Source organism: Leclercia tamurae, from assembly GCF_025566055.1.
Taxonomy (GTDB): Bacteria; Pseudomonadota; Gammaproteobacteria; order Enterobacterales; family Enterobacteriaceae; genus Enterobacter; species Enterobacter tamurae.
Map to the genome: position 1 here is coordinate 1 of NZ_JAMHKS010000073.1, position 23,563 is coordinate 23,563.

General features: G+C 61.0%; 22 protein-coding genes. 11 read left to right on the forward strand and 11 right to left on the reverse strand.

The genetic code is table 11. From position 1 onward, the window contains the following. Positions 1-178: 178 nt before the first annotated feature. On the reverse strand, positions 179-340 hold the full coding sequence (locus tag M8318_RS11635) for a DUF1127 domain-containing protein (protein WP_262662714.1): 162 nt from the start codon (positions 338-340) through the stop codon (positions 179-181). Between the two features lie 176 nt (positions 341-516). Between M8318_RS11635 and M8318_RS11640 the strand changes: the two genes are divergently transcribed. Next, the gene (locus M8318_RS11640; RefSeq protein ID WP_262662715.1) at positions 517-1,932 is read left to right on the forward strand and encodes an aminotransferase-like domain-containing protein; all 1,416 of its coding nucleotides are present in this window, start codon (positions 517-519) and stop codon (positions 1,930-1,932) included. 97 nt (positions 1,933-2,029) lie between these two features. Here M8318_RS11640 and foxA read toward each other — a convergent pair whose 3' ends face one another. The 3 genes from foxA to M8318_RS11655 all read right to left on the reverse strand — a co-directional run bounded on the left by foxA (position 2,030) and on the right by M8318_RS11655 (position 5,620). Next, positions 2,030-4,138, reverse strand: a complete 2,109-nt coding sequence (gene foxA / locus M8318_RS11645; protein WP_262662716.1) for a ferrioxamine B receptor FoxA — start codon at positions 4,136-4,138, stop codon at positions 2,030-2,032. Positions 4,139-4,258: 120 nt separating this feature from the next. Then, positions 4,259-5,239 (reverse strand): AraC family transcriptional regulator, encoded by a 981-nt coding sequence (locus M8318_RS11650; RefSeq protein WP_262662717.1) that lies wholly within the window; start codon positions 5,237-5,239, stop codon positions 4,259-4,261. Between the two features lie 147 nt (positions 5,240-5,386). Then, entirely contained in the window at positions 5,387-5,620 is a 234-nt protein-coding gene (locus M8318_RS11655) for a DUF2171 domain-containing protein (RefSeq protein WP_106995659.1), read from the reverse strand. A 211-nt stretch (positions 5,621-5,831) separates the two neighbouring features. Between M8318_RS11655 and M8318_RS11660 the strand changes: the two genes are divergently transcribed. Then, positions 5,832-6,017, forward strand: a complete 186-nt coding sequence (locus tag M8318_RS11660) for a DUF2767 domain-containing protein (RefSeq protein ID WP_262662719.1) — start codon at positions 5,832-5,834, stop codon at positions 6,015-6,017. Between the two features lie 41 nt (positions 6,018-6,058). On the opposite strand, the gene M8318_RS11665 is transcribed toward M8318_RS11660, so the two are convergent. Beyond that, positions 6,059-7,180, reverse strand: a complete 1,122-nt coding sequence (locus tag M8318_RS11665; protein WP_262662721.1) for a ribosomal protein uL16 3-hydroxylase — start codon at positions 7,178-7,180, stop codon at positions 6,059-6,061. A 206-nt stretch (positions 7,181-7,386) separates the two neighbouring features. Here M8318_RS11665 and M8318_RS11670 point away from each other — a divergent pair, with 206 nt between their 5' ends. After that, complete coding sequence (locus M8318_RS11670; RefSeq protein WP_262662723.1) at positions 7,387-7,683, forward strand: SH3 domain-containing protein; 297 nt, start codon at positions 7,387-7,389, stop codon at positions 7,681-7,683. Here the strand turns inward: M8318_RS11670 and M8318_RS11675 are convergent. Further along, positions 7,680-8,450, reverse strand: a complete 771-nt coding sequence (locus M8318_RS11675; protein WP_262662725.1) for a DeoR/GlpR family DNA-binding transcription regulator — start codon at positions 8,448-8,450, stop codon at positions 7,680-7,682. The two genes, M8318_RS11670 and M8318_RS11675, sit on opposite strands and share 4 nt — an antisense overlap. 98 nt (positions 8,451-8,548) lie before the next feature. On the opposite strand from M8318_RS11675, the gene M8318_RS11680 reads away from it, so the two are divergent. From M8318_RS11680 to M8318_RS11695, 4 genes are all read left to right on the forward strand, one after another. Then, the gene (locus tag M8318_RS11680; protein ID WP_262662727.1) at positions 8,549-8,707 is read left to right on the forward strand and encodes a hypothetical protein; all 159 of its coding nucleotides are present in this window, start codon (positions 8,549-8,551) and stop codon (positions 8,705-8,707) included. Continuing rightward, positions 8,704-9,861 carry an MFS transporter gene (locus tag M8318_RS11685; RefSeq protein ID WP_262662729.1) on the forward strand — a complete coding sequence of 386 codons (1,158 nt, stop codon included), beginning with the start codon at positions 8,704-8,706 and terminating at the stop codon, positions 9,859-9,861. Before M8318_RS11680 ends, M8318_RS11685 begins: the two co-directional genes overlap by 4 nt. Position 9,862: 1 nt before the next feature. Beyond that, the gene (locus M8318_RS11690) at positions 9,863-10,249 is read left to right on the forward strand and encodes a VOC family protein (protein WP_262662731.1); all 387 of its coding nucleotides are present in this window, start codon (positions 9,863-9,865) and stop codon (positions 10,247-10,249) included. A 316-nt stretch (positions 10,250-10,565) separates the two neighbouring features. Continuing rightward, positions 10,566-11,183 (forward strand): response regulator transcription factor, encoded by a 618-nt coding sequence (locus tag M8318_RS11695; protein ID WP_262662733.1) that lies wholly within the window; start codon positions 10,566-10,568, stop codon positions 11,181-11,183. On the opposite strand, the gene M8318_RS11700 is transcribed toward M8318_RS11695, so the two are convergent. From M8318_RS11700 to M8318_RS11720, 5 genes are read right to left on the reverse strand one after another with little or no spacing between them, the layout of a single operon-like run. Next, a complete protein-coding gene (locus M8318_RS11700; RefSeq protein ID WP_262662735.1) occupies positions 11,175-16,778 on the reverse strand; it encodes a trifunctional serine/threonine-protein kinase/ATP-binding protein/sensor histidine kinase in 5,604 nt (1,867 codons plus the stop codon). The two genes, M8318_RS11695 and M8318_RS11700, sit on opposite strands and share 9 nt — an antisense overlap. Before the next feature lie 56 nt (positions 16,779-16,834). Next, entirely contained in the window at positions 16,835-17,203 is a 369-nt protein-coding gene (locus M8318_RS11705; protein WP_262662736.1) for a response regulator, read from the reverse strand. Positions 17,204-17,229: 26 nt separating this feature from the next. Continuing rightward, positions 17,230-17,487 carry a DUF1427 family protein gene (locus M8318_RS11710; RefSeq protein WP_225759684.1) on the reverse strand — a complete coding sequence of 86 codons (258 nt, stop codon included), beginning with the start codon at positions 17,485-17,487 and terminating at the stop codon, positions 17,230-17,232. Further along, complete coding sequence (locus tag M8318_RS11715; RefSeq protein WP_032616311.1) at positions 17,484-17,693, reverse strand: DUF1427 family protein; 210 nt, start codon at positions 17,691-17,693, stop codon at positions 17,484-17,486. The genes M8318_RS11710 and M8318_RS11715 overlap by 4 nt, the downstream gene beginning before the upstream one ends. Positions 17,694-17,752: 59 nt before the next feature. After that, positions 17,753-18,445, reverse strand: a complete 693-nt coding sequence (locus M8318_RS11720) for a hydrolase (RefSeq protein ID WP_106995638.1) — start codon at positions 18,443-18,445, stop codon at positions 17,753-17,755. A 237-nt stretch (positions 18,446-18,682) separates the two neighbouring features. Here M8318_RS11720 and M8318_RS11725 point away from each other — a divergent pair, with 237 nt between their 5' ends. Genes M8318_RS11725 through M8318_RS11740 form a run of 4 tightly spaced genes read left to right on the forward strand, consistent with a single transcriptional unit; the run spans position 18,683 to position 23,429 of the window. Then, entirely contained in the window at positions 18,683-20,554 is a 1,872-nt protein-coding gene (locus M8318_RS11725) for an amidohydrolase (protein WP_262662741.1), read from the forward strand. Between the two features lie 5 nt (positions 20,555-20,559). Continuing rightward, a complete protein-coding gene (locus M8318_RS11730) occupies positions 20,560-20,970 on the forward strand; it encodes a DoxX family protein (RefSeq protein ID WP_262663061.1) in 411 nt (136 codons plus the stop codon). Beyond that, positions 20,967-22,577 carry an MFS transporter gene (locus M8318_RS11735; RefSeq protein WP_262662743.1) on the forward strand — a complete coding sequence of 537 codons (1,611 nt, stop codon included), beginning with the start codon at positions 20,967-20,969 and terminating at the stop codon, positions 22,575-22,577. Before M8318_RS11730 ends, M8318_RS11735 begins: the two co-directional genes overlap by 4 nt. A 30-nt stretch (positions 22,578-22,607) precedes the next feature. Continuing rightward, positions 22,608-23,429: an alpha/beta fold hydrolase gene (locus M8318_RS11740; RefSeq protein WP_262662745.1), complete on the forward strand. Its 822-nt coding sequence runs from the start codon at positions 22,608-22,610 to the stop codon at positions 23,427-23,429. Positions 23,430-23,563 lie beyond the last annotated feature (134 nt).

Consider the following 23,563-nt stretch of genomic DNA (forward strand, 5'->3'; position numbering starts at 1 on the left):
GCGAAGCTGATAATCGGAGCGATGATGCGCAAGCTGGCGCAGGTGGCGTATGGCGTCCTGAAATCAGGACGCCCGTTCGATGCCACATTGCATCAGGAAAATGCTTGCGTGGCATAACAGTATCTACGATTCGGATTTGTTTGTAGGCCCGGTAAGCGTAGCGCCACCGGGCAACTACCTACACATCACATCGCGACAGCCCGACATCCTTCAACTGCTCATCGCTCATCTGGCTTAAAATCCGGCGCGTGCGGTTAATGCGATACCACTGTTTCACCGCCCGCCCGATCCAGATAAACACCGCAAACGGCCGTTTGGCCCGGTTTTCGTAAAATTCCATAATGCGCTCCTCACCGTGTCAGTAGGCTTATCATCACGGAAATCGGGATCGGCAATACAGATTCAAAAACAACTTTTGTTTAACATACAGATCCGCTAATAATGCCTCTGAATGGCATTTATTGCCGCAATCTGTACTGGTCTTTGCATCTGTATGGTGACAACCGAGGATACAGCATGACGCGCTACCAACATCTGGCCAATCTTCTGGCCCAACGCATTGAACAAGGGCTGTATCGCAGCGGGGAGCGTTTACCCTCGGTGCGCGCGCTGAGCCAGGAGCACGGGGTCAGCATCAGCACCATACAGCAGGCCTATCACATCCTCGAAAATTTACAGCTGATCACCCCCCAGCCGCGCTCAGGCTATTTTGTCTCCTCGCGCAAAGCGCAGCCGCCGGTTCCGGCGATGACCCGTCCGGTGCAGCGCCCGGTGGAGGTGACCCAGTGGGATGAGGTGATGATGCTCCTCGATGCCCGCGCCGATAAGGAGATGATCTCCTTTGGCGGCGGCTCGCCGGATCTGAACCAGCCGAGCCTGAAGCCACTGTGGCGCGAGATGAGCCGCATCGCCCAGCATAATCCCGGGGAAATGCTGAGCTACGACGTGCTGGAGGGGCGGCAGGAGCTGCGCGAGCAGATCGCCCGCCTGATGCTCGACGGCGGCTCGACGGTAGCGGCGGAGGAGATTGTGATCACCAACGGCTGTCACGGGGCGCTGTCGCTGGCCCTGCTGTCGGTATGCCAGACGGGGGATATCGTGGCAGTGGAGTCGCCGTCGTTCCACGGCACCATGCAGATGCTGCGCGGGTTCAACATCAAGGCGATTGAGATCCCCACCGATCCGCAAACCGGGATCAGCATTGAAGCCCTGGAGCTGGCCCTGGAGCAGTGGCCGATCAAAGCGGTGATCCTGGTGCCCAACTGCAATAACCCGCTCGGGTTTATCATGCCGGAGGCGCGCAAACGTCAGGTGCTGGCCCTGGCCCAGCGCCACGATATTGTCATTGTGGAGGATGATATTTACGGCGAGCTGGCGGCGGAGTACCCGCGTCCGCGCACCATCCACTCGTTAGATATCGACGGACGCGTGCTGCTCTGCAGCTCCTTTACCAAAACAGTGGCCCCCGGGCTGCGCGTCGGCTGGATTGTGCCGGGGCGGTATTACGACCGGGTGATGCACATGAAATATGCCGCGGGCGGGTTTAACGTGCCGGGCACGCAGATGGCAGTGGCGGCGTTTATCCGCGACGGGCATTACCATCGTCACGTGCGCCGTATGCGCCAGATTTATCAGCAGAATATGGAGCGTTACACCTGCTGGGTGCGGCAGTATTTTCCGGCGGAGATTTGCGTCACGCGCCCGCAGGGCAGTTTCCTGCTGTGGGTGGAGCTGCCGGAACAGGTGGATATGGTGTGCGTCAGCAAGCAGCTGAGCCAGTTGAAGATCCAGGCCGCAGCGGGGTCGCTGTTTTCGGCGTCAGGGAAGTATCGCAACTGCCTGCGGATCAACGTGGCATTACCGCCGAATGAGAAGAATCGCGAGGCGTTGAAGAAGATGGGTGAGGCGATTCATATTGCGATGGAGGAGTAGTGCGGCCTGTTTGCCGGGTGGCGGCTGCGCCTTACCCGGCCTACGGTTCGCGTCTTTTGTAGGCCCGGTAAGCGTAGCGCCACCGGGCATTTTCACATCAGAACTTCCACGACACGCTGCCAACGATGCTGCGTTCAGCACCAAAGTAGCAGTATGACAACGAGTTACACGCCGCCACGTAGCTTTCGTCCGTCAGGTTGTTAACGTTCAGCTGGGCACTCACTCCCGTCAGCCCGACCTTCGACAGGTCATAGCCCACCGCCAGATCCACCAGGGTGTAGGACGGCAACGTATGGGTGTTCATGCGATCGCTGGTCACGCCGTTAACGTAACGCACGCCGGACCCCACCGTCAGGCCATCGAGCGGCCCGGTTTTAACGTCATAGCTGAGCCAGCCGCTGGCCATATTGCGCGGAGCATAGACCGCACGCTTGCCCTCTTCCTCCGGACTGCTCTTCTTGTAGCGGATGTCGGTGTAGGTATAGGCTGCCTGCAGACGCAGGCTGTCGGTCAGCTGCCCTACCGCTTCCAGCTCCACCCCTTCAGATTCGATCTCGCCGATAGAGCGGTACGGATCGGTCGGCTCCTCTTTGGTGGCGATGTTCTTCTGGTTGATGCGGAACACCGAGGCGCTGAACTGGCTGTTCATCCCTTCCGGCTCAAACTTCACCCCCGCTTCCCACTGCTTGCCTTCCATCGGATCCAGCAGATCGCCGTTGGCGTCGGCAAAGCTGGTCGGGGTGAAGGCGGTGGAGTAGCTGATGTACGGCGCGATGCCGTTATCAAACAGATACAGCAGCGCCGCACGGCTGCTGAAGTTGTTTTTATCCAGATCGCTACGGGTATCGTTGAGCTTGTCGATATTCGACACGCTCACCTGGTCGTAGCGACCGCCCAGGGTCAGACGCCAGCGGTCCAGCGAGAGCTGATCCTGCAGGTAGTAGCCGGTCTGGCGCAGCTTGTGCTTCTCCTGGCTGTACATGGTGATGTCGATCGGCTTCGCGCCGTAGACCGGGTTAAAGGCGTTGATCGGCGGGAAGCTGCCGTAATAGCCGGTGGTATCGTTGCTGCGATCCTGATAGTCGAGGCCGATCAGCACCCGGTGGTTCACCGCCCAGGTATCGAAGCTGCCGTCGATCTGGTTATCGAGGGTGATGGCGTCCATCTTCTCGTCCGAGCCGGAGTATCCGCGGTTAAGCTCGGTATCGTTCAGCCAGCCGGCGGCGTAGACCTGATTCAGCTCCACTTTGGTATGCAGATAGCGCAGTTTCTGGCGCACCGACCAGCCGCTGTCAAACATATGCTCGATGTTGTAGCCGACCATATCCTCACGGCGATCGTACTTGTCGTAATCGTCCTCGCCTTCGAAGAAGGTGTTGGAGATCATCTTCCCGTTATGCGGCACCACGGTGCCGTCGTACGGCAGGCCAGAGTGGCTCCCGCCTTCAGGGTCGCGGTGAAGATAGGCCATCAGATCCAGACGGGTGTTATCGGTGATGCGCCAGGTCAGGCTCGGCATCAGGGCGTAACGCTCCTCCTTCAGGGGATCGAACTGGGAGTCGGCGTAGCGGGTCATGCCGCTCAGACGGGCCGCCACGCGATCGTTGTCGTCCAGCGCGCCGGTGACGTCAAACATCGCCCCGCGCTGATCGTTATTCCCGGCGAACAGCTTGATCTCGCCGCCTGGATCGAACGAGGGTTTACGCGAGGTGAGCGCCACGATCCCACCCGGAGAGGAGCGACCGTACAGCACAGAGGCCGGGCCGCGCACCACTTCGATATTTTCCAGGAACCAGGGATCGACCACCAGCGAGCTGTGGGAGTTGGTGTCGCCCATCATCTTCAGGCCGTCGAGGTAGACGTTGTCCAGGCTGCCGTCGGAGAAGCCGCGCAGCACGATGTAGTCGAAGCGGTTCGAGGCGCCGATCTGGTTGCTGTAGACGCCCGGGGTGTAGCTCACCGCCTGACGTACGCTGGTAGCGCCCTGCTCTTCGAACTGCTCGCGGGTAACGATCGACACCGCCTGCGGGGTCTCGATATCGGGGGTCGCCAGCTTGGTGGCGCCACTCTGCATTTGCGAAGTGACCACCACGGTTTCAGTTTTTGGCGTCTCCTGCGCCATCAGGGGGAGTGCAACGCTCCCGGTAACCCATCCCACTACCAGTGCCAGCCGCGATTTAGCGAACATGAAAATCTCCAAAACCATTTCTAATTGTTAATAAGAATTATTACCTTTTTCATTTGGAAGATAGCTATGCGCGCCGCCAGAGTGCGTATGCGTAATGCCAAACCGCATCAATAGCGTTGGCGATCGGGGAAAAGCGGGTTAACGGCTGCTGCGGATCGTGCCGGGACAGACGCCGTAGCGACGACGAAAGGCGGTGGCAAAGTTGGTGGCGTGCTGATAGCCCGACATCCATGCCGCCTGCTGGACGCTGTGGCCTTCCAGCAGATAGCGCCGCGCCTGCGCCAGACGACAGTCGCGCAGGTAGTCGAACACCGTGCAGCCGTAGGCCTGACGGAATTTGCTGCGCAGGCTGCTGGGGCTCATCGCCGCCCGGGCCGCCAGCTGGGCGAGGGTGTAATCCTGCTCCGGGGCCTGTTCCAGCAGATGGCGGATCTGCTCCAGCCGGGCGTGCTCCCCGCTGGACGCCGCTGCCAGCGCCGTACCCTGCTGCTCCCGCAGGTGCAGGCCGTGGCCCAGCAGCTGGTACATCACCCCTTCAAGCAACAGCTGGCGCGAGAGGCTGCTCCGCTCGCGCTGTCGGGCATGCTGAATGCCGGCCAGCACAAAATCGGGTACCTGCCAGACAAAGGTGGGCGCGTTCAGTTTCTCCCACTGCGCCAGCAGAGAGGCGAGCAGGCTTTCACGGCGGGCATCGTCAGGGTAGACGCCAAAGGAGAGGGTTTTCAGGGCAATGTCCGCATCGTGACGGGCAGACATCGCTTGCTGTTCGCTCAGCCTGGCGCTGAACGCCATGCCGGGCCGGACCGAGTAAACTTCGCCGCTGAGGGTCAGGGTCACGCAACCTTCCAGCACCACCAGCACGTACAAGGGGCTGCTGTGGCGGGAGGTAGTTTCATAGGGTTGCAGCACGCGTACATCGGAATGGGTTAACGAAATGCCGGACGGGAGGGTCATCTCTTCGACATCACCGTGCAGCACGGGGCTGGTGTTGGCACAGGAATCGGTCAGCAGGGGAAAGCGGTAGTCAATGCCGTAGCGCTCGCCAAATACCTTAAAGTCTGCCACGGAAAAGGTTTTTTTCGTTGCAGCGGTCGGATTATGGAGCCTTGTGTTGGACATGCCTGCGCCTGGAGGAAGCTATTAAAAATAAAACAGTATCACTCCTTTAGCGCGGCGGCAATGCAGGTAAAATTGCCGCCTTTTCAGCAATATTAAGCTCCGGCGAAACGCCAGAGCCAAATATTAATAAAGTGGATCGTCAGAGAATTACGCCTCTTGCCAGCTCGCAAACGTCTCTTCATGATTTTTATTCAGCACCACTTTATTGCCGTCAATTTTATCGACCCATTCCAGCGGGATATAATGGTGTTTGCCGCCGGATTCGGAATCGTTTTTCGCCAGCTTAATACGCTCGCCGTCAAGATGGTCAACCGTGCCGACATGGTGACCGCAGCTTGCAACAACCGGAGCATGTTCCTTGATTTCACTCTTGTTTACCATGGTTAATTCTCCTCATCATGTGTTTGCGCGTTGTGATACGAAACTAACTGTAGACCATAAATCGGTTATTTACCGCTTCATTAGCATTTCGAAACATTATTTACGCAACGGCCTGGAGGTTATATTAAATATATAAGAATGTGCCGAGAAATATTCTACACCCGTTACTGTGCTACATAATTAATCTCACGCACTCAACACGGAGGCATATATGGTAGAAGCAAATCACACCGAAATATCCCTGGCTCTTGGTGAAGCGGTTTTAGAGGTTGTGAAAAAAGGCCAGGAGGTGTCGAGAGAAAATCTCGCCCGGGCCATGAAAAGTAAAGCCGAACGAGAAAGCGATGACGAGCGTCTTCTGGATTACTGGAGAGCCTGTCATATCCTCGCGGCTTAACGTTGGCGGCGTGGGGCCTTCGCCCCGCGCCGCCGGTACGATCACTCGTCGAAGAACCAGTAGCCCTGGTTAATCAGACCGGTCAGCTCTTTTACAAATGCCGGATTTTGCAGCGCAGCGCCGAGCTCCGCCTGGCCCAGCTCGGTGTAGCGGCACAGGGCATCCGCCGCTGTCGCATCCACCGTCTCCAGCTGTTCGCTGTTGATAAAGACGCTGCCGCCGATATTCAGCACCCGCAGCCCGCTCAGGCGCGTCAGGATTTCACCGCCCAGCAGCGCGTCGAGCACCTCTTCCGGGGCATACTCCGGCTCGGCAGGGGCAATATCCAGCTCATGGCGCGGGGTGGAGATGAAGCTGCCAAACCACTGCTTAAAGTCGTCCGGCTGGCTGATCATCTCGATCATCATCTTGCGCAGGCGTTCGAGTTCGTACTCCTCTACCCGACCCGGGTGTTCACGACAGGTCAGATCCGGATCGCTGTAGTGCTCGCCGCCCAGATCGTTTTCCAGCGCGTAATCGGCAAAGCTGCTGATCAGATCCCGGCCGTTCGGACCACGGAAGCCCACCGAGTAGTTAAGGGCCGTCTCGTGGGTGAAGCCGTCGTGCGGGAATCCAGGTGGAATGTAGAGGATATCGCCCGGGGCCAGATCTTCGTCGATGATCGGCTCAAAAGGATCGACATGCAGCAGCGCCGGATGCGGGCAGAACTGGCGCATCGGCAGTTTGTCCCCTACGCGCCAGCGACGGCTGCCCATCCCCTGGATGATAAACACATCGTACTGGTCGATATGCGGGCCCACGCCGCCGCCCGGGACGGAGAAGGAGATCATCAGGTCGTCCAGACGCCAGTCCGGCAGCACGCGGAACGGACGGACCAGCTCGGCAGCCGGGGCGTGCCAGTGGTTGACCGCCTGCGCCAGCAATGACCAGCCAGTTTCGCCTAAGTCCTCGAAGTGCTCGAACGGACCGTTGCTGGCCTGCCATTTACCCTCTTTATGGCTGACCAGGCGACTGTCCACTTCCGGCTCCATCGCCAGCCCTGCCAGCTCATCCGGGCTGATAGGATCGATAAAATTGGGCAGGGCGTTTTTTAATACGACAGGTTTCTTTTGCCAGTATTTTTCTAAAAATTCCGGCCAGTTGAGGTTGAGTTGATACGCCATGGTTAGCACCAGTGAAAAGACAAACGGGCCTGATTATAGAAAGAGGCCGGGCCAGGCTGCCTTGTCGTGGGTCAAGCGGGGATGAAATCTGCTGCATTCAGCCATTCGCATGACACAGCCTGACAGTTTCACGCTTTATCGTGAGCGCGAGTTACAGAGCGACTTATATCGTTAATGACAAAGAGTGTATTGTTATGAGGCCTGCCATGAGCCCATTTATCGAACTGCCCGTTTCCGCCAGTGTGAAGACCCTGATGGGGGTCTATACGCGAAAACAGAACCCGTCCGTTTTCGCACCTGTGGCCGACGAGCTACCTGCGGGGAGCCGCATCAGCGTGCAGGCGACAGTGGTGGGCGATGCGGTGCAGGGCAATCCGCACTGGTACCGGATTGATGAGGATACCTTTGTCTGGTCGGGTGCCTGTACCCGGATTGAGCCCTGCCCCACGTTTCCGCCCTACACTAAAGTCAAATGGACGGCGGTGGTGTTTGAGGTGCGTTAGGCGCTGATCACCCGCACATCCTGCGCCGCAAAGGCTGCGATCGCCTCCTGATCCAGGCTCGCCTCTACCACCAGCACGTCGATGTCGCGGCTTTTCGCCACCACAAAGCGCGCCACGCCGGGGATTTTATCGGTGGTGAGCGCCACGATGGTCTGGCTGCTCTGTGCGATCACCGCTTTCTTGAACTCGCAGTCGGCAAAGTCGAACCCGGTTAACCCCATCCCCGGATCCATCGCGCAACCGCCGATAAACGCCTGATCGAAAATAATTCCCTGGATCTGGCTTGCCGCCGTTGCCCCCACCGCGCCGCCGGAGGTGCGCTGGATCTGGCCGCCGGTGATGATCACTTCGCACAGAGGATGACGCAGCAGTTCGGTGGCAATCGCCGGAGAGTTGGTGACCACCGTAAGCGCCAGATCCGCTGGCAGGGCCTTCGCCAGCGCGAGGTTGGTGGTGCCGGTATCAATAAAAATAGAGCTGCCTGGTTTGATGAGGGTTGCCGCTTTCTGCGCGATCGTGACCTTTTTTGCGTGATTTTTTTGCTCGCGGCTGAAGAAGTTCCCGGCATCCGCCAGCTGCAGTACCGCCCCGCCGTAGACCTTCTTACAGAACCCCTCTTTGCTAAGCTCATGTAAATCCCGGCGAATGGTGTGTTCCGACACCTGCATCCGGGTCGCCAGTTCAGCGCACACTACCCTGCCATTTTCCTGCAGGATCTGGCGGATCAGATCTTGTCGTTGTTCCGGGAAAGCTGCATAATCGAGCATAAATTATCTTCTCTGGATTTGAATCGAGCAACAATGCGCATAATGTTGCATGACAGCGCGCTCTGTCAATCCACCAGGCCTGAAACCGGAGCGTCACAATGAAATACAATGATAATTACCGCCAGCAGGTGCCTGCCACCAGGCCCCATGACGGCTTCCTGTTTGAGCCTGTAACCGCAAATGCACGCGCCGGGGAGAAGGGGCAGTACAAAATACCGGCCTCCCCGGGACTGAAACCTTATAAGGATGTGAAATGACCCAGCAGACCACCGGCGCCGTTCAGCGGCTTGCCACCCGGATCGTCTTTTTTATTGCCGGCTACGTCACCGCCACCTGGGCGGTGCTGGTGCCCTACGCGAAGGCCAATACTGGCGTCAACGAGGCCACGCTCGGCTCTCTGCTGCTGTGCCTGGGGATGGGAGCGCTGATCGCGATGCCGCTCACCGGGATGCTGACCAGCCGCTACGGCTGCCGTCGGGTGATTGTCACCGCGCTGGCGATCGTGATGCTCACCACGCCTCTGCTGGCGATTATTCCGGATCCACGCCTGCTCGCCGCTGCCCTGCTGCTGTTCGGCGTGGGCGTGGGGGTGACGGACTGCGCCATGAACATTCAGGCGATCATCGTCGAGCGCGACTCGCCCACGCCGGTGATGTCCGGTTTTCACGGTATGTACAGCGTCGGCGGGATTGCGGGCGCGGGGGCGATGACCCTGCTGCTGACCCTCGGAGCCAGCGCCTTTGCCGCCTGTCTGATCATTATCCTGAGCGTCATCCTGATGCTGGCCGCCAGTCTGAAAGGGCTGCTGCCGTGGGCCAATCCTGCCTCCGGCCCGGCCTTCGCCGTACCGCGCGGCGTGGTGCTGCTGATTGGCGCCATCTGCTTTGCGGTGTTCCTCGCCGAAGGAACGGTGCTGGACTGGAGCGCAGTGTTCCTGACCGAAGTGCGCGGCGTACCTGAGTCGCTGGGCGGGCTGGGCTTCACCTGCTTTGCCGTAGCGATGACCCTTTTCCGCTTAACCGGTGACAAACTGATCGCCCGCACCGGGGCCCTGCGCGCGGTGGTCGGTGGCGCGCTGGTAGCTGCCGTCGGTTTTGCGCTGGTGACCTTTGTCCCGCAGTGGCAGCTGTCGCTGGTCGGTTACGTGCTGGTGGGCGCTGGCTGCGCCAATATCGTGCCGGTGATGTTCTCCGCCGTTGGCCGTCAGACCCGCATGCCGCAGGCGGTTGCCGTACCGGCCATCACCACGCTGGGCTACCTCGGCGTGCTCGCCGGGCCCGCGATTATCGGCTACGTGGCGCATGCCACCTCGTTAACCCAGGCGTTTATGGTCATTATGGTGCTGATGCTGGTCGTCGCATTACTCTCTGTGACCGTCACCGCCAACCAACCCGCCCGCAGCGAGGGATAAGATGAATATTGCACATGTCGCACTCTGGACCCGCAACCTGGACGCCCAGGTTCACTTCTGGGAAACGGTATTTGGCGCACGCCGTAACGAACGCTATCTGAGTAAAAACCGCCCGGGGTTTGCATCGCACTTTATGACCCTCAACGACGGGCCGACCATCGAGCTGATGACCGTCCCGGATCTGCCCGATGCCCCCGCCCACCCGGAGTTTGTCGGCTGGGCGCATATCGCCCTGAACGTCGGTAGCAAAGCGGATGTGGATCGCATGGCGGAGCAGGCGCGGTTAAACAACACGCTACTGAGCGCCCCACGGATGACCGGGGATGGCTATTACGAAGCCGTGATTGCGGATCCGGATGGGAACCGTATTGAGCTGGTGGGGGAGTAATCCCCTCACCCTAACCCTCTCCCCAAAGGAGAGAGGGGATCGTCCGTGCAACGATTAAATAATGGCTGTAACCCCCTTCTCAATTGACGACAATTTAACCATTTCTGGCCTACGCTTACTCAATGTGAAAAGCGGTTTTGAAAAACCACATATTGCTTTCATATAGTTATCATATTGTTAAATGATAATGAGAATTAATGTGTTAGAGTAGTTGCGTTCGAAAGCTGCCACCATAATCGCTTGAACATCAGGGGGTGGTTTTCACGCTGAGCGAAAATCCTCTCATCTCTGTCAGGCTGAATCATTGGGGCTATTAATGGAACACATTGTTTACGTCGTTGATGATGATCACGCTGTCAGGCGGTCCGTGGTCGGGCTGCTGGAGTCTGCCGGGCTGAATGCCCTCGATTTTTCGTCGGCAGAATCTTTTCTGCAACACACCTTTGAAGATGTGCCCTCCTGCGTGATCCTCGATATGCAGATGCCCACCATCAGCGGGTTTGAGGTGGCGGATGCCCTGAAGGCTGGCGGGCGCGAAATCCCGATTATCTACCTCACCGGGCACGGGACTATTCCCATGTCGGTGAAGGCGATGAAGGGCGGGGCATACGAGTTTCTTACCAAACCGGTGGCGTCTAACGATCTGATCGACTCGATTGGTGCGGCGCTGAAGCTGGCGGAAGATAACGCCTCGCACCTGCGGGAGCAGTACTCCCTGAAACAGCGCCACCTCTCCCTCACCCCGCGCGAGCAACAGGTGTTACAGCTGGCGATCAGCGGCCTGCTGAACAAGCAGATTGCCGCCGAGCTGGGGGTGAGTGAAATCACCGTCAAAGTCCATCGCCGCCGGGTAATGGACAAGATGCAGGCCCGCTCGCTGGCGGATCTGGTCAGGGCCGCCGAGCGCCTGACCTTAAGCCTGCCGTCAGAGTGATTCCACGCTCGCTGCCAGCGGCAGGGTAAAGGCGAAGATACAGCCGTGCGGCTCGCGATTGCGGGCCGTCAGCTTGCCCCGGTGCCGCTCGATAATGCTGTAGCTGATGGTCAGCCCCACCCCCATCCCCTGGGCTTTGGTGGAGTAGAACGAGTCAAAGATGCGCTCGCTCAGCCCCGGCCCAATGCCGGTACCGCTGTCGGCAATTTCAAAGGTAATCCCCCCGCCCTCCGGGTTCGACGTCGACAGCAGCAGGGTGCCAGAACGATCCTTGATCTCGGCCATCGCCTCCACCGCGTTCATCACCAGATTCAGCAGCACCTGCTGGATCTGCACGCTGTCCCCTACGATAAAGCTGTCCGCCGCCGCCAGGGCATAGTTGACGCTGATGCGTCGCTGCTCCAGCTCGCTGCGCGACAGGGTGATGATGTGCCGCACCAGATGGTGCAGATCGATGCGGGCGAAAGCCGGATCCTGCTTGCGGGTGAGTGATTGCAGGCTGCGGATGATCTCTCCTGCCCGCTCGCCCTCGGAGACGATCTCCTCCAGCCCAATACGGGCCTTATCCAGCCGGGCCGGATCGCGGTTAAGCCAGCGCAGGCTGGCCCCGGCGTTGGCAACAATCGACATCAGCGGCTGGTTGATCTCATGGGCAATCGACGAGGTGAGCTGCCCCACGGTGGTGGCACGCGAGACACGGGCCAGCTCGGCCTGCGCCACGCGCATGGCGTCTTCCGCCGTCCGTTGGGTGGTGATGTCGGTGATGATGCCGTAATACTCGTTCACTTCGCTGCCCACCCCTACCGGATCGCCAATCCCCAGAATGGTGCGGGTGGCGCCGTCGGCGCGGATGATGCGGAACTCGGCGCGCATGGTCAGGCCATCGCGCACGCTCTCGGTCACCAGGGTGCTGATGCGCGGATAGTCATCCTGATGCACAAACGTCAGGAACTCGGCCATCGAGATCATCTTCTGCTGTTCGGGCAGGCCGAGAATACGGGCGTACTCTTCCGACATAAACATCAGATCCTGCTGCAGCTCCCAGCGCCAGCTACCGGTGTGGCTGATCTGCTCCCCGAGCATCAGCGAGGTCTGGCTGGCCCGCAGCTCTTTCTCGACCCGCCGGCGCTGGAGGTTCTCTTCCAGCAGCTCGGCATACAGTCGGGCGGTCTCCAGCGAGATGGCGGCGTGTGCCCCCAGCAGGCTCACCACCCGGGAGTGTTCCACGGTAAAGACCTCCGGCATCAGGCGGTTCTCCAGATAGAGCACCCCCACCAGCCGCGCCTGCTTGAACATCGGGACGCACATCACCGCCGCGCCGGAGGTCACCAGATACGGGTCCTGACTGAAGGGGTGGAACTCCTCCGGTTTGCCGGTGTGGATCTCCTGCCCGGTGCGGATCACCGCCGCCAGTACCGTCAGCGGCATGTCGGTGGCCAGCGGCACCTGTTTGCGGATCTGCACCCGCACCCCGTCGGTGGTGGTGCTGGCGCTGGCCTCGATCTCCGGGATGTTGTTGTCATTCACCCGAATTAAAAAGCCGCGCTGGGCCCCGGCCCGCTCCAGCAGGATGGTCATCAGGGTTTCGATCAGCCGCTCGAGGTTGATCTCCTCCGACAGGGCGCGCGAGGCCTTGATCACGCTCTGCAGATCGCGGATCTCCTCGTTGCGGGCAAAGGTCACCGTGTCCCAGGCGTTGGCCTGGCCGGGGGTCAGCAGGTACGGGAAATCCCGCTCCAGCTGGCGCACTTTAGACTGCGCCCCGGCCCGGCCCCAGGCGGTGATCGCCCCGCGGAAATGGGCATCGGCGGCGGTGGTGTAGCCGCAGGCGTGGGCGAAGCGTCCCGCCAGCTCGTGGGCCAGGGCATTAAAGGCGTTAAAGCCCCCCTCGCGCGACAGGCGCACCGCCTTCTCGTACTGCTCAAGAGCGATGCTGTTCATGCCGTCGAGCCGCACGATCTCGGCGTAGATCAGCGCCTCTTTATCGGCAAAGGTGCCGGGATTGATCCGCGCCCAGAGGACGATTTTGTCGTAATGAAGGTGGATCTGACGGCGCAGATCGGCGGAAAAGGTCTCCGGGGTCAGCTGCTGGGAGAGCGTCAGGGCGCTGTAAAGGTGGTAATCCATCAGATGAATATGGCCCGGTGCGGACCAGGCAAACCGTCCGGCCTGGGCGAGGTTATCCGCCGCCTGCGGGAACTCACCGCAGGCGAAGTGGGCCATCCCGCGGTAGAGCCAGAACCAGAACAGCATGGTGGAGGTCTGCTCCGTGGCCTGCTCCGGCGCGGCAGGCAGCAGGGACTGCGGCAACACGTCGATGGCGGTCCAGTGGCCGCTCGCCGGGGTACGCAGGTGCTCCACGTAGTGGCGCTGGATCATCAGGATCGCCTCCACGTCCTGGAAATGGGTTTTACGCACAAAGGCCAGCCCGCGTTCGATGCTGGTCAGCACCCCGTCGAGGTGATCGCCCCGGGTGAGGAAGTTGATCACCTGGTGGCAGGCGGCAAAGCAGGCCATCGTCATGTCCCCGTGGGTCACGGCGGAGGTGAAGCAGGCTTTGGCGCACTCGATGGCCCAGGAGAGCGGCTGGGTCCAGACGCTGAGCTGATCCAGCGGCAGCAGGGTTTTGGCCTCAAAGGCGTCGAAGCCGTGGCGGTTGACCAGATCCCGCGCCAGGATGCCGTACTGGAACCCGAGACGATACTCGGCGTAACGGTGACCAATCAGCACCCCGAACCAGGCGATTGCCGGGGCGGAGGCGCCGGTAATGCCGTGATCGAGGGTCAGGTGCATCATCCGGCACAGCAGAACGAAATGCAGGCGCGAGCGGGTAAAGCTGGCGAACACGCAGGCGCTGTTGAGCAGGTTCATCACCGCTTCGGTGTCGCCGTCGTTCATCAGCGGCAGCCCGGCAAAGTGGCCCTGCGGGTTATCGCCGACGCGGTTGCACAGGCTGTGCCAGGCCTCGTCGCACTCGGCGGCTTCCGGGTAGCGGCTGACGTGAATGCCAAACACTGCCAGCCAGCTCAGGGCCGCCTCCAGCGCCAGCCGGTTGTCGGACTGGCGCATATAAACTTCGGCCAGCAGGTTGGCCGCCCGCGCTTTTTCCGCCAGCCCGCCGGGGGAGCTGAGAATGCGGTCGCACAGCTGGCGGGTGCTGTCGAGATTGCCCAGCGCGAACTGGCATCCGGCCTCCTCGCTGTCGAGTGTGAAGTCGCTGGCGCTCTCCGGCAGCGCACCGGCGTTGCCCAGCGCGCGGGCGGTCTGGATATAGCTCAGGGCCGAGAGGTAATCTCCCGAACGCCGGGCGCGGCGGGCCGCCAGCAGGCTCAGCTCGCGGAACATCTCCCGCTGGGGCGCAGGCTGAATGCAGTCCAGCGCCGCCGTGACGTGATGCACGGCGCGGAACAGGATCTCGTTACCCGCCGCCTGACGGGCCGACTCCGCCAGCAGGCTGGCGGTGGTAAGGTGCAGACGGCTGCGCTCGGCGTTATCCAGCAGGGCGAAGGCCGCCTCCTGCACCCGGTCGTGGGTAAAGGCATAGCTGCCGTCGCTGAGGGTCAGCAGCTGCGCCGTCACCGCCGGGTGCAGGGCATAGCGGATCTCCGGCACCGACATCGCCACCACGCGGCAGACCATCTCCAGCTCGCCGCTGCCGCCGAGACAGGCGATGCTGCCCAACAGCCGCCGGGTCTCTTCCGGCATCTCCTCCAGCTGCTGCAGAACCAGGGTGACCACGTTTTCGGTGTAGTGCCGGATGCGGATGGCGTGCAGATCGTAGTGCCACTTATCCTGATATTTATTGTGCGTCACCAGCCCGTCATCAACGATGCGGCGGAAGAACTCATGCACAAACAGCGGGTTGCCGCCGGTTTTTTCGTGGATCAGCCCGGCCAGATCGGCGGTGTTCGCCGAGCGGGTATGGAAGATGCTCGCCAGCCAGCGCGAGACCGCCTTCACCGACAGCGGCTCCGGGCGCAGCTCGGTGGTATTGCGCGAGGCCCGGTGCAGGCTGGCCAGCTGATTGTGCAGGACATTGTCCGGCAGCGAGCAGGCATCCCGGTGCGCCACCACCATCAGCAGCGGCACGCTGCCGCCGTGGGTCAGCAGATACTCGAGAATTTGCAGGCTGGCGGGGTCGATCCAGTGGATATCGTCCAGCAGCAGCACCAGCGGGCTGCCCGCACTGGCGAAGGTGTTGACCAGGGCCAGCACCATGTGGCTGAAGCGCGCCCGGGCGTCGATGGAGAAAGTGTCGCTGGAGAAGCGCGGTTTGCTCTCCAGCAGCAGCCGCAACTCCGGCACCAGGCTGACGGCTAAGGCTTCGTAGCCCTCAAGCTCGCGCGACAGGCGAACCTTCCACTGGCCCACCTCCTCCGCCGACAGCCCCAGCAGATGCAGCACCAGGGTGCGAAACGCTGAGGTCAGCGCCGCGTAGGGCAGCGTGGGGGAAAACTGATCCACCTTGCCCACCGCCAGCAGCACGCTGCGGTGCTGCAACGCTTTCAGCCCGGAGGCGATCAGCGAGGATTTGCCGATCCCCGACGGGCCGCTGATGGCCACAAATCCGGCGAGCTTATCGCGGCTCACCCGGTCAAAGGCGTGGATCAGATCCGCCGCCTGGGGATGAGCAGTGTAAAGGGTATCGGTGAGATGAAATGCCGGAGAGCGATCCTGCAGGCCAGGGGTAAAGGCGGCGATATCCCCGTCGTCGCTGAGCGTGGCCTGGCAGCGGCGCAGGTCGGCAATCAGGCCGTCGACGGTCTGGTAGCGGTTCTCCGGTTTTTTTGCCAGCAGCTTAAGGACGATGGCCGACAGCATGGCGGGCACGCCGGGGCACACCGCGCCGGGAGAGCGCGGTTCGGAGGCGATATGATAGTGCGCCCACTTGCCCTGATCCTCGCCGCTCAGTTCAAACGGCAGGCTGCCGGTGAGCAGTTCGTAGAACACCACCCCCAGGCTGTAGAGATCGCTCCGGCTGTCCACCGCCCGATGGGTGCGGGTGGTGTGCTCCGGCGACATGTAGGCGGGCGTGCCGCCGATGGTGGTCAGCCGCGCCTGCTGCAGCTCTTCTGAGGTGCCGGACGACAGGCCAAAGCCTCCCAGCCGACAGCTGTTGTCATCGTGAATAAAGATATTGCCGGGCTTGATATCCCCGTGCACCAGGTTGCGCAGGTGCATCAGGCGTAAAGGCAGGCTGATGCGGATCGCCAGATCAAGGAAGCTCTGGATACAGGCTATCGGCGCGCCGACGATCCGGGTTAGCAGCACAAACGAAAAGGGGGCATAAACCAGTGCAAAGCGCCCGTGGTACTGCGTGCTGGCCACCGGGCGGATGGCCCAGTCGTCGCTCAGGTACTCCCGCAGGGCAAACTCGTTGCGCAGCAGGCGCGTTGCGCTGGCCTCTTCTTCATCGCTCACCCCGGTGGCGATGATAAACGACCCGCCGGAGCTGGGCAGGCGGGCATTCAGCCAGCAGAGGCTCCCCTCCTGCCCCAGCGGGGTAAAAATGACGTCTTCTTTAAGCACAAAAGCCCGCCCTTCGGATAAATTTCCGGGGGCGGGCCAGCGAGCAGGCAGCGATGTATTGTTCATCCACGTTCCTTATTGTTCTTCATTAATGGTTCTCGTGGGGCGGTTTGCAGGTGTTGTCAGGTGGTGAGCGCGCGCTGAATGTGCGCCAGCAGCACATCGACATTAATCGGCTTGCGCAAAAAAGCAACGGCGCCGTGATCAACAGCGTAGCGCTGGATATTGTCATCCGCATGACCGGAGATAAAAATAAGCGGGGGCGGTGAGGTGGCGATCAGGCGCAGTTTGTCGAGCATCTCAAGTCCGTTCATCCCTCGCAGGCGGATGTCGACAATCACCAGCGCCGCGTCTGTCAGCGCGGTGGGATGGCTGAGAAACCCCTCCGCCGAGTCGAAGGCTTCCGTTGCGTACCCCTCCGACTGCAGCAGGTTGCTTAACCCGCTGCGAACAGACCGTTCATCATCAATGATGGCTATGCGCTGCGGCATGCTCTCTTTCCTCAAACGAAACGTGATTAACCCTCGCTACCGTCACCGGGACGGGGTGGAGGCGGAGTGCCGCTGATTTTGGGGACGCATTCATGGCGAAACCAGCTCATCGTCAGCTGACGGCTGAACAGGCGGCGGCCAATCGGGATCAGCTGTTCCCCCACCAGCATGCCAAACAGCCCTAACAGGGCGACAACGGGTGGCGCGGGCGAGTGTACATCAATTGCGGCATAAATAACCCCTGCCAGAATTCCACAGCTCAGCGAAACAACCCAGGCTTTCATGACGAGGCTCCTGTGGAGAGGGTGACGGGCGCTTTTTGCGCGGTGTCATCAGCATGCAGAAAATGGCGGGTGGCCTGTTCGCCTGCCAGCATCCCCAGCAGGCCAATCAATGCCAGCGCGGGCGGCGCGGGAGAACGGACTTTCAGCAACGCGTACAGCAGGCCGATCAGCACGCCTGCCGCAAGGGAAATTAACCCAGTACTCATAATGGACTCCAGAGAGGTCAACGGCAGGCCGGATGAGGGCCCAGCCTGCCGCTGAAAACTTAGCGAACCGGAGCCGGAACTGGCGCCAGGGTTTCGTGCTCGCTCTTCTGGCGAGATGGGGCTTTGTGCACCATGGTGTAGGCGTAATCCACGCCCATGCCGTAGGCGCCGGAGTGCTCACGCACGATATCCATCACCGCGTTGTAGGTCTCTTTGTGCGCCCAGTCACGCTGCCACTCCAGCAATACCTGCTGCCAGGTTACCGGGATCACGCCAGCCTGGATCATGCGCTGCATCGCGAAGTCGTGAGCTTCTTTTGAGGTGCCGCCGGACGCGTCCGCCACCATGTAGATCTCGTAGTCGCCTTCCAGCATCGCGCACAGGGCGAAGGTGTTGTTGCACACTTCAGTCCACAGGCCGGAGACCACCACTTTCTTCTTGCCGTTGGCTTTCAGGGCGTCACGCACTTTCTGGTCATCCCAGGAGTTCATGGAAGTACGCTCAAGAATGTCTTTCCCCGGGAAGACATCCAGCAGTTCCGGGAAGGTGTTGCCGGAGAAGCTCTGGGTTTCAACGGTGGTGATGATGGTTGGGATGTTGAACACGTTGGCCGCTTTCGCCAGCCCTACCACGTTGTTTTTCAGCACCTGACGGTCAATAGACTGCACGCCAAACGCCATCTGCGGCTGCTGGTCGATGAAGATCATCTGACAGTTATCCGGGGTTAACACTTCGAGTTTTGAGTTAGACATAATGGTATCCAGTGAGGTGAACAGGTGAAATCCGTCGCACGACGCGGCGACGATGCGATACCTGTATCCTGGATGACTCTCCGCGCTGGCGTAATTATCTCTTTGTATAATTAACCTTTCGTATAGTTATACGCAGGTATAGTTATACTTTGGTATAGCTATCCCATTGTATAACTGGTTTTTTCGGTAACCGGTTCCAATAATCCTGACCATTCCCCCTCTCAGTCAGGAGCAGTTATGACTTCCTCTGCTAAAGCAGATTTGATTCTGGTGAATGGCCAGTTTCATACCGTCGATCGTGAAAACCCGCTCGCCGAAGCCGTGGCCGTGCGCGACGGTAAATTCCTTGAAGTGGGCACCGTTGCAGACGTAATGCAGCACCACGACGACGCCACCAAAGTGGTGGATCTCAAAGGTCACACCGCCATTCCCGGCCTGAACGACTCGCACCTGCACCTGATCCGCGGCGGGCTGAACTACAACCTCGAGCTGCGCTGGGAAGGCGTGCCCTCGCTGGCCGACGCCCTGCGGATGCTGAAAGAGCAGGCGCTGCGCACCCCGTCTCCGCAGTGGGTCCGCGTGGTGGGCGGCTGGAACGAGTTCCAGTTTGCCGAGCGCCGGATGCCGACCCTGGACGAGATCAACGCCGCCGCGCCGGATACCCCGGTGTTTATCCTGCACCTGTACGACCGCGCCCTGCTCAACCGCGCGGCGCTGAAGGTGGTGGGTTATACCAAAGATACGCCGAACCCGCCGGGGGGTGAGATCCAGCGTGACGCCAACGGCAACCCGACCGGGATGCTGATCGCCCGTCCGAACGCCATGATCCTCTACGCTACCCTCGCCAAAGGGCCAAAACTGCCGCTGGAACAGCAGGTGAACTCCACCCGCCAGTTTATGCGCGAGCTGAACCGTCTGGGCTTGACCAGCGCCATTGATGCGGGCGGCGGTTTCCAGAACTACCCGGAAGACTATGAGGTGATCGCCGAGCTGCACGAGAAAAAGCAGATGACGATCCGCATCGCCTACAACCTGTTTACCCAGCGGCCTGGCCACGAGCTGGAAGATTTCGAGAAGTGGACCGATATGCTCAAGCCGGGCCAGGGCACCGACTTCTTCCGCCATAACGGCGCGGGCGAAATGCTGGTCTTCTCCGCTGCTGACTTCGAAGATTTCCTCGAGCCGCGCCCGGATCTGGCCCCCGGCATGGAGGACGAACTGGAGCGCGTGGTGCGCCATCTGGTGGAGCATCGCTGGCCGTTCCGCCTGCACGCTACCTACGATGAGTCCATCAGCCGGATGCTGGACGTCTTCGAGAAAGTTAACCGCGAGATCCCGTTTGACGGCCTGCACTGGTTCTTCGACCACGCCGAGACCGTTACCCAGCGCAACATCGACCGCATCAAGGCCCTCGGCGGCGGCATCGCCGTGCAGCACCGTATGGCCTTCCAGGGTGAGTACTTCGCCGAGCGTTACGGGATGGAAGCGGTTCGCCACACCCCACCGGTCACCCGGATGCTGGAGACCGGCGTGCCGGTTGGCCTGGGCACCGACGCCACCCGCGTGGCGAGCTACAACCCGTGGACCGCGCTCTACTGGCTGGTCTCTGGCCGTACCGTCGGGGGGATGCAGATGTACGATCACAGCGCCCGGCTGGATCGCGACACCGCCCTGATGCTCTGGACCCAGGGCAGCGCGTGGTTCTCCAACGAGCAGAGCCAGAAAGGCCAGATCAAAAAAGGCCAGCTCGCGGATCTCGCGGTGCTGAGCAAAGACTTCTTCCGCGTGCCGGAAGAGGAGATCAAAGGCATCGAGTCGGTGCTGACCGTGGTGGATGGCAACATCGTCTACGCCGCAGGCAGCTTCGGTCCGCTGGCCCCGCCATCCATCCCGGTATTGCCGGAATGGTCGCCGGTGGTCAAGGTGCCAGGCCACTACCGCAGCGCGCCACCGCAGGCCACCCGCGTGGGGATGAGCGCCGTGCACCACTGCAGCGGCCCGTGCGGGGTGCATAACCACGGGCATGATTTCGCCCGCAGCGCAGAGATGCCGGTGGCCGACGATAACGCCTTCTGGGGAGCGCTGGGCTGCAGCTGCTTCGCGTTTTAATCATGATGAACTCACAATCACAGACCCTGCCCCGGATTGACCTGGGGCTGTTCTTCCTGCGCATCACCGGTAGCCTGCTGCTGCTGTACGTGCATGGCCTGCCGAAGGTGCTGCATTTCAGCGAAGAACTGACGCGGATCGAAGATCCCTTTGGCTTCGGGCCGTATTTCAGCCTGATCCCGGCGATCGTTGCCGAAGTGATCTGCCCGATCCTGATCCTGTTCGGCGTGGCGACCCGGCTGGCCTGCGTGCCAATCATCGCCGTGCTGCTGGTGGCGATGCTGGTGGTGCATCCGGGCTGGTCGATTGCTGAAGGCCAGTTTGGCTGGCTGCTGCTGATCGTCTTTACGACGCTGGCGATCACCGGCCCCGGCGCGTGGCGGGTACGCTCGCGTGCCACGGAGAGATTCGCATGACCCAGATTACCGACGCGCACGTGGAGCATCCGCCTGCCCCGACGATCTCCACCTGGCAGCCGCTGCACCAGCGGGTGTTCCGCATGCTGTGGATCGCCACGGTGGTGTCGAACGTTGGCTCGTGGATGAGCGACGTGGGGGTCAACTGGAGCATGCTGACCCTCAGCGCCGATCCGCTGGATATTGCCCTGGTGCAGGCGGCGAGCAGCCTGCCGATGTTCCTCTTCGCCCTGCCTTCCGGGGTGATGGCGGACATCGTCGACCGGCGTAAGTACCTGCTCTTCTCCCAGCTGTGGATGTTTATTGCCGCCGCGGGGCTGGCGGTTCTGAGCTTTACCGGGCAGGTCACGCCGACGGTGCTGTTGGCCGCGGCGTTTCTGCTGAGCGTCGGCAGCGCCATGAGCTCGCCGCCGTTCCAGGCGGTGGTCCCGGATCTGGTGAGCAAGGCGGAGCTGGGCGCGGCGGTGGCGCTCAACTCGCTGGGGATCAACATCAGTCGCGCCATCGGCCCGGCGCTGGGGGGCTTTTTGCTCTCGCTGGCCGGACCCTGGATGGTGTTCATGCTCAACGCCCTGTCGGTGCTGGGCGTGGCCTGGGTGCTGTGGCGCTGGAAGCCTGCGGCTTCCGTGCAGCGCCTGCCGCCGGAGCACTTCTTCTCGGCGGTGCGCGCCGGGGTGCGCTACGTCCACGCTGCCCCGGTGCTGCGTAACGTGTTGATCCGCACCGTGGCGTTCTTCGTCTTCGCCAGCGCGGGCTGGGCGCTGCTGCCGCTGGTGGCGCGTCGCGAGCTGGGACTCGGTCCGGCGGGGTACGGCATTATGCTGGCCTGCATCGGGCTGGGGGCGATTGCCGGGGCGGTGCTGCTGCCGCGTCTGCGCCAGCGTCTGAACGCCGACCAGCTGATGGTGGCGGCAAGCCTGGTCTTCGCTATCACCATGCTGGCCCTGGCCTTTGTGCGCCACTTCTGGCTGCTGAACCTGTTTGAGTTCTTCACCGGCTTTGCCTGGATCGCGGTGCTCTCCACCCTCAACCTGGGGGCGCAACGCAGCGCCGCACGCTGGGTAAAAGCCCGCGCGCTGGCGGTCTATCTGACAGTCTTCTTCGGCTCGATGACCGCGGGCAGCGCCATCTGGGGACAGATTGCCTCGCACGTTAACACCGCCACCTCACTCTGTGTGGCGACTATCGGGATGCTGCTGGCCAGCGGCACGGCGCTGCGCTGGAAGCTGGAGAAAGATCCCAACCTGAACCTCGATACCAGCGGCCTGATTGCCGACGACGCGCGGGAGAGCATCCCCAACGAGCGCGGCCCGGTGCTGGTCTCCTGTGAGTATCTGATTGATCCTGAAGCGGTAAGCGATTTCCTGCAGGCCGTCCACGAGCTGCGCCGGGTACGCCGCCGCGCGGGCGCCATCAGCTGGGCGGTGTATGAAGATATCGACCAGCCGGGTCTCTATATCGAGACCTTCCTGATGGGATCCTGGGTGGAACACCTGCGCCTGCAGGAGCGCCACACCATGAATGACCACCTGCTGCAAAGCCGCGTGCTGGCTTTTCATCAGGGCGATGCACCCCCGGCGACCCGTTATCTGGTGGCGCCGGTTTAAAACCTAAAACAACTTTTTGAGGAAGAGACTATGGCGACGATTAAAGCGAAAGATGGCACTCAGATTTACTACAAAGACTGGGGTGCAGGTAAACCGGTGCTGTTCAGCCACGGCTGGCCGCTGGATGCCGACATGTGGGACAGCCAGCTTAACTATCTGGCCGAGCGCGGTTTCCGGGCCATCGCCTTCGACCGCCGCGGCTTTGGCCGTTCAGATCAGCCGTGGAACGGTTACGACTACGACACTTTTGCCTCCGACATTAACGACCTGATCACCACGCTGGATCTGCGCGACGTGACGCTGGTGGGCTTCTCGATGGGCGGCGGCGACGTGAGCCGTTATATCGGCACTTACGGCACCGAGCGCGTGGCGGGCCTGGCGCTGCTGGGTGCGGTAACGCCGATCTTTGGCAAATCCGACTCTTACCCGCAGGGTGTGGATCAGTCTGTTTTCGCCGGTATTCGTGACGGACTGCTGAAAGATCGCGCCCAGTTCATCAGCGATTTCGCCACCCCGTTCTACGGCCTCAACGCCGGGCAGAACGTCTCTGAAGGCGGTCTGACCCAGACCCTGAACATCGCCCTGCTGGCGTCGCTGAAAGGCACCCTCGACTGCGTGACCGCTTTCGCCGAAACCGACTTCCGCCCGGATATGGCCAAAGTCGACGTCCCGACGCTGGTGATCCACGGCAGCAACGACCAGATCGTGCCGTTCGACACCACCGGTAAAGTGGCGGCAGAGCTGATTAGCAAGGCGGAACTGAAGGTGTATGACAACGCACCGCACGGCTTTGCCCTGACCCATCAGGACCAGCTGAACGAAGATCTGCTAACGTTTGTGAAGTCGCTGTAAGGCGTTGTCCGGGGAGCGTGGGCTCCCCGGTTATCCTTTTTTCCTGCCGCGTTCACACTCGTCGTTGCCGACAATACTTTTCCTCCCCTTCTCCCCTTACACTCAAATCCCTGAATACATTGCCCGGAAGGTGA

What these genes read in the sequence shown, in the direction of transcription:
- M8318_RS11725 (WP_262662741.1), top strand. Translation starts at nt 18,683, where the DNA reads ATGACTTCCTCTGCTAAAGCAGATTTGATTCTGGTGAATGGCCAGTTT.
- M8318_RS11690 (WP_262662731.1), top strand. Translation starts at nt 9,863, where the DNA reads ATGAATATTGCACATGTCGCACTCTGGACCCGCAACCTGGACGCCCAG.
- M8318_RS11740 (WP_262662745.1), top strand. Translation starts at nt 22,608, where the DNA reads ATGGCGACGATTAAAGCGAAAGATGGCACTCAGATTTACTACAAAGAC.
- M8318_RS11665 (WP_262662721.1), bottom strand. Translation starts at nt 7,180, where the DNA reads ATGGCGTATCAACTCAACCTCAACTGGCCGGAATTTTTAGAAAAATAC.
- M8318_RS11655 (WP_106995659.1), bottom strand. Translation starts at nt 5,620, where the DNA reads ATGGTAAACAAGAGTGAAATCAAGGAACATGCTCCGGTTGTTGCAAGC.
- M8318_RS11675 (WP_262662725.1), bottom strand. Translation starts at nt 8,450, where the DNA reads ATGCTCGATTATGCAGCTTTCCCGGAACAACGACAAGATCTGATCCGC.
- M8318_RS11695 (WP_262662733.1), top strand. Translation starts at nt 10,566, where the DNA reads ATGGAACACATTGTTTACGTCGTTGATGATGATCACGCTGTCAGGCGG.
- foxA (WP_262662716.1), bottom strand. Translation starts at nt 4,138, where the DNA reads ATGGTTTTGGAGATTTTCATGTTCGCTAAATCGCGGCTGGCACTGGTA.
- M8318_RS11685 (WP_262662729.1), top strand. Translation starts at nt 8,704, where the DNA reads ATGACCCAGCAGACCACCGGCGCCGTTCAGCGGCTTGCCACCCGGATC.
- M8318_RS11680 (WP_262662727.1), top strand. Translation starts at nt 8,549, where the DNA reads ATGAAATACAATGATAATTACCGCCAGCAGGTGCCTGCCACCAGGCCC.
- M8318_RS11700 (WP_262662735.1), bottom strand. Translation starts at nt 16,778, where the DNA reads ATGAACAATACATCGCTGCCTGCTCGCTGGCCCGCCCCCGGAAATTTA.
- M8318_RS11710 (WP_225759684.1), bottom strand. Translation starts at nt 17,487, where the DNA reads ATGAAAGCCTGGGTTGTTTCGCTGAGCTGTGGAATTCTGGCAGGGGTT.
- M8318_RS11660 (WP_262662719.1), top strand. Translation starts at nt 5,832, where the DNA reads ATGGTAGAAGCAAATCACACCGAAATATCCCTGGCTCTTGGTGAAGCG.
- M8318_RS11650 (WP_262662717.1), bottom strand. Translation starts at nt 5,239, where the DNA reads ATGTCCAACACAAGGCTCCATAATCCGACCGCTGCAACGAAAAAAACC.
- M8318_RS11635 (WP_262662714.1), bottom strand. Translation starts at nt 340, where the DNA reads ATGGAATTTTACGAAAACCGGGCCAAACGGCCGTTTGCGGTGTTTATC.
- M8318_RS11735 (WP_262662743.1), top strand. Translation starts at nt 20,967, where the DNA reads ATGACCCAGATTACCGACGCGCACGTGGAGCATCCGCCTGCCCCGACG.
- M8318_RS11670 (WP_262662723.1), top strand. Translation starts at nt 7,387, where the DNA reads ATGAGCCCATTTATCGAACTGCCCGTTTCCGCCAGTGTGAAGACCCTG.
- M8318_RS11730 (WP_262663061.1), top strand. Translation starts at nt 20,560, where the DNA reads ATGAACTCACAATCACAGACCCTGCCCCGGATTGACCTGGGGCTGTTC.
- M8318_RS11720 (WP_106995638.1), bottom strand. Translation starts at nt 18,445, where the DNA reads ATGTCTAACTCAAAACTCGAAGTGTTAACCCCGGATAACTGTCAGATG.
- M8318_RS11640 (WP_262662715.1), top strand. Translation starts at nt 517, where the DNA reads ATGACGCGCTACCAACATCTGGCCAATCTTCTGGCCCAACGCATTGAA.
- M8318_RS11705 (WP_262662736.1), bottom strand. Translation starts at nt 17,203, where the DNA reads ATGCCGCAGCGCATAGCCATCATTGATGATGAACGGTCTGTTCGCAGC.
- M8318_RS11715 (WP_032616311.1), bottom strand. Translation starts at nt 17,693, where the DNA reads ATGAGTACTGGGTTAATTTCCCTTGCGGCAGGCGTGCTGATCGGCCTG.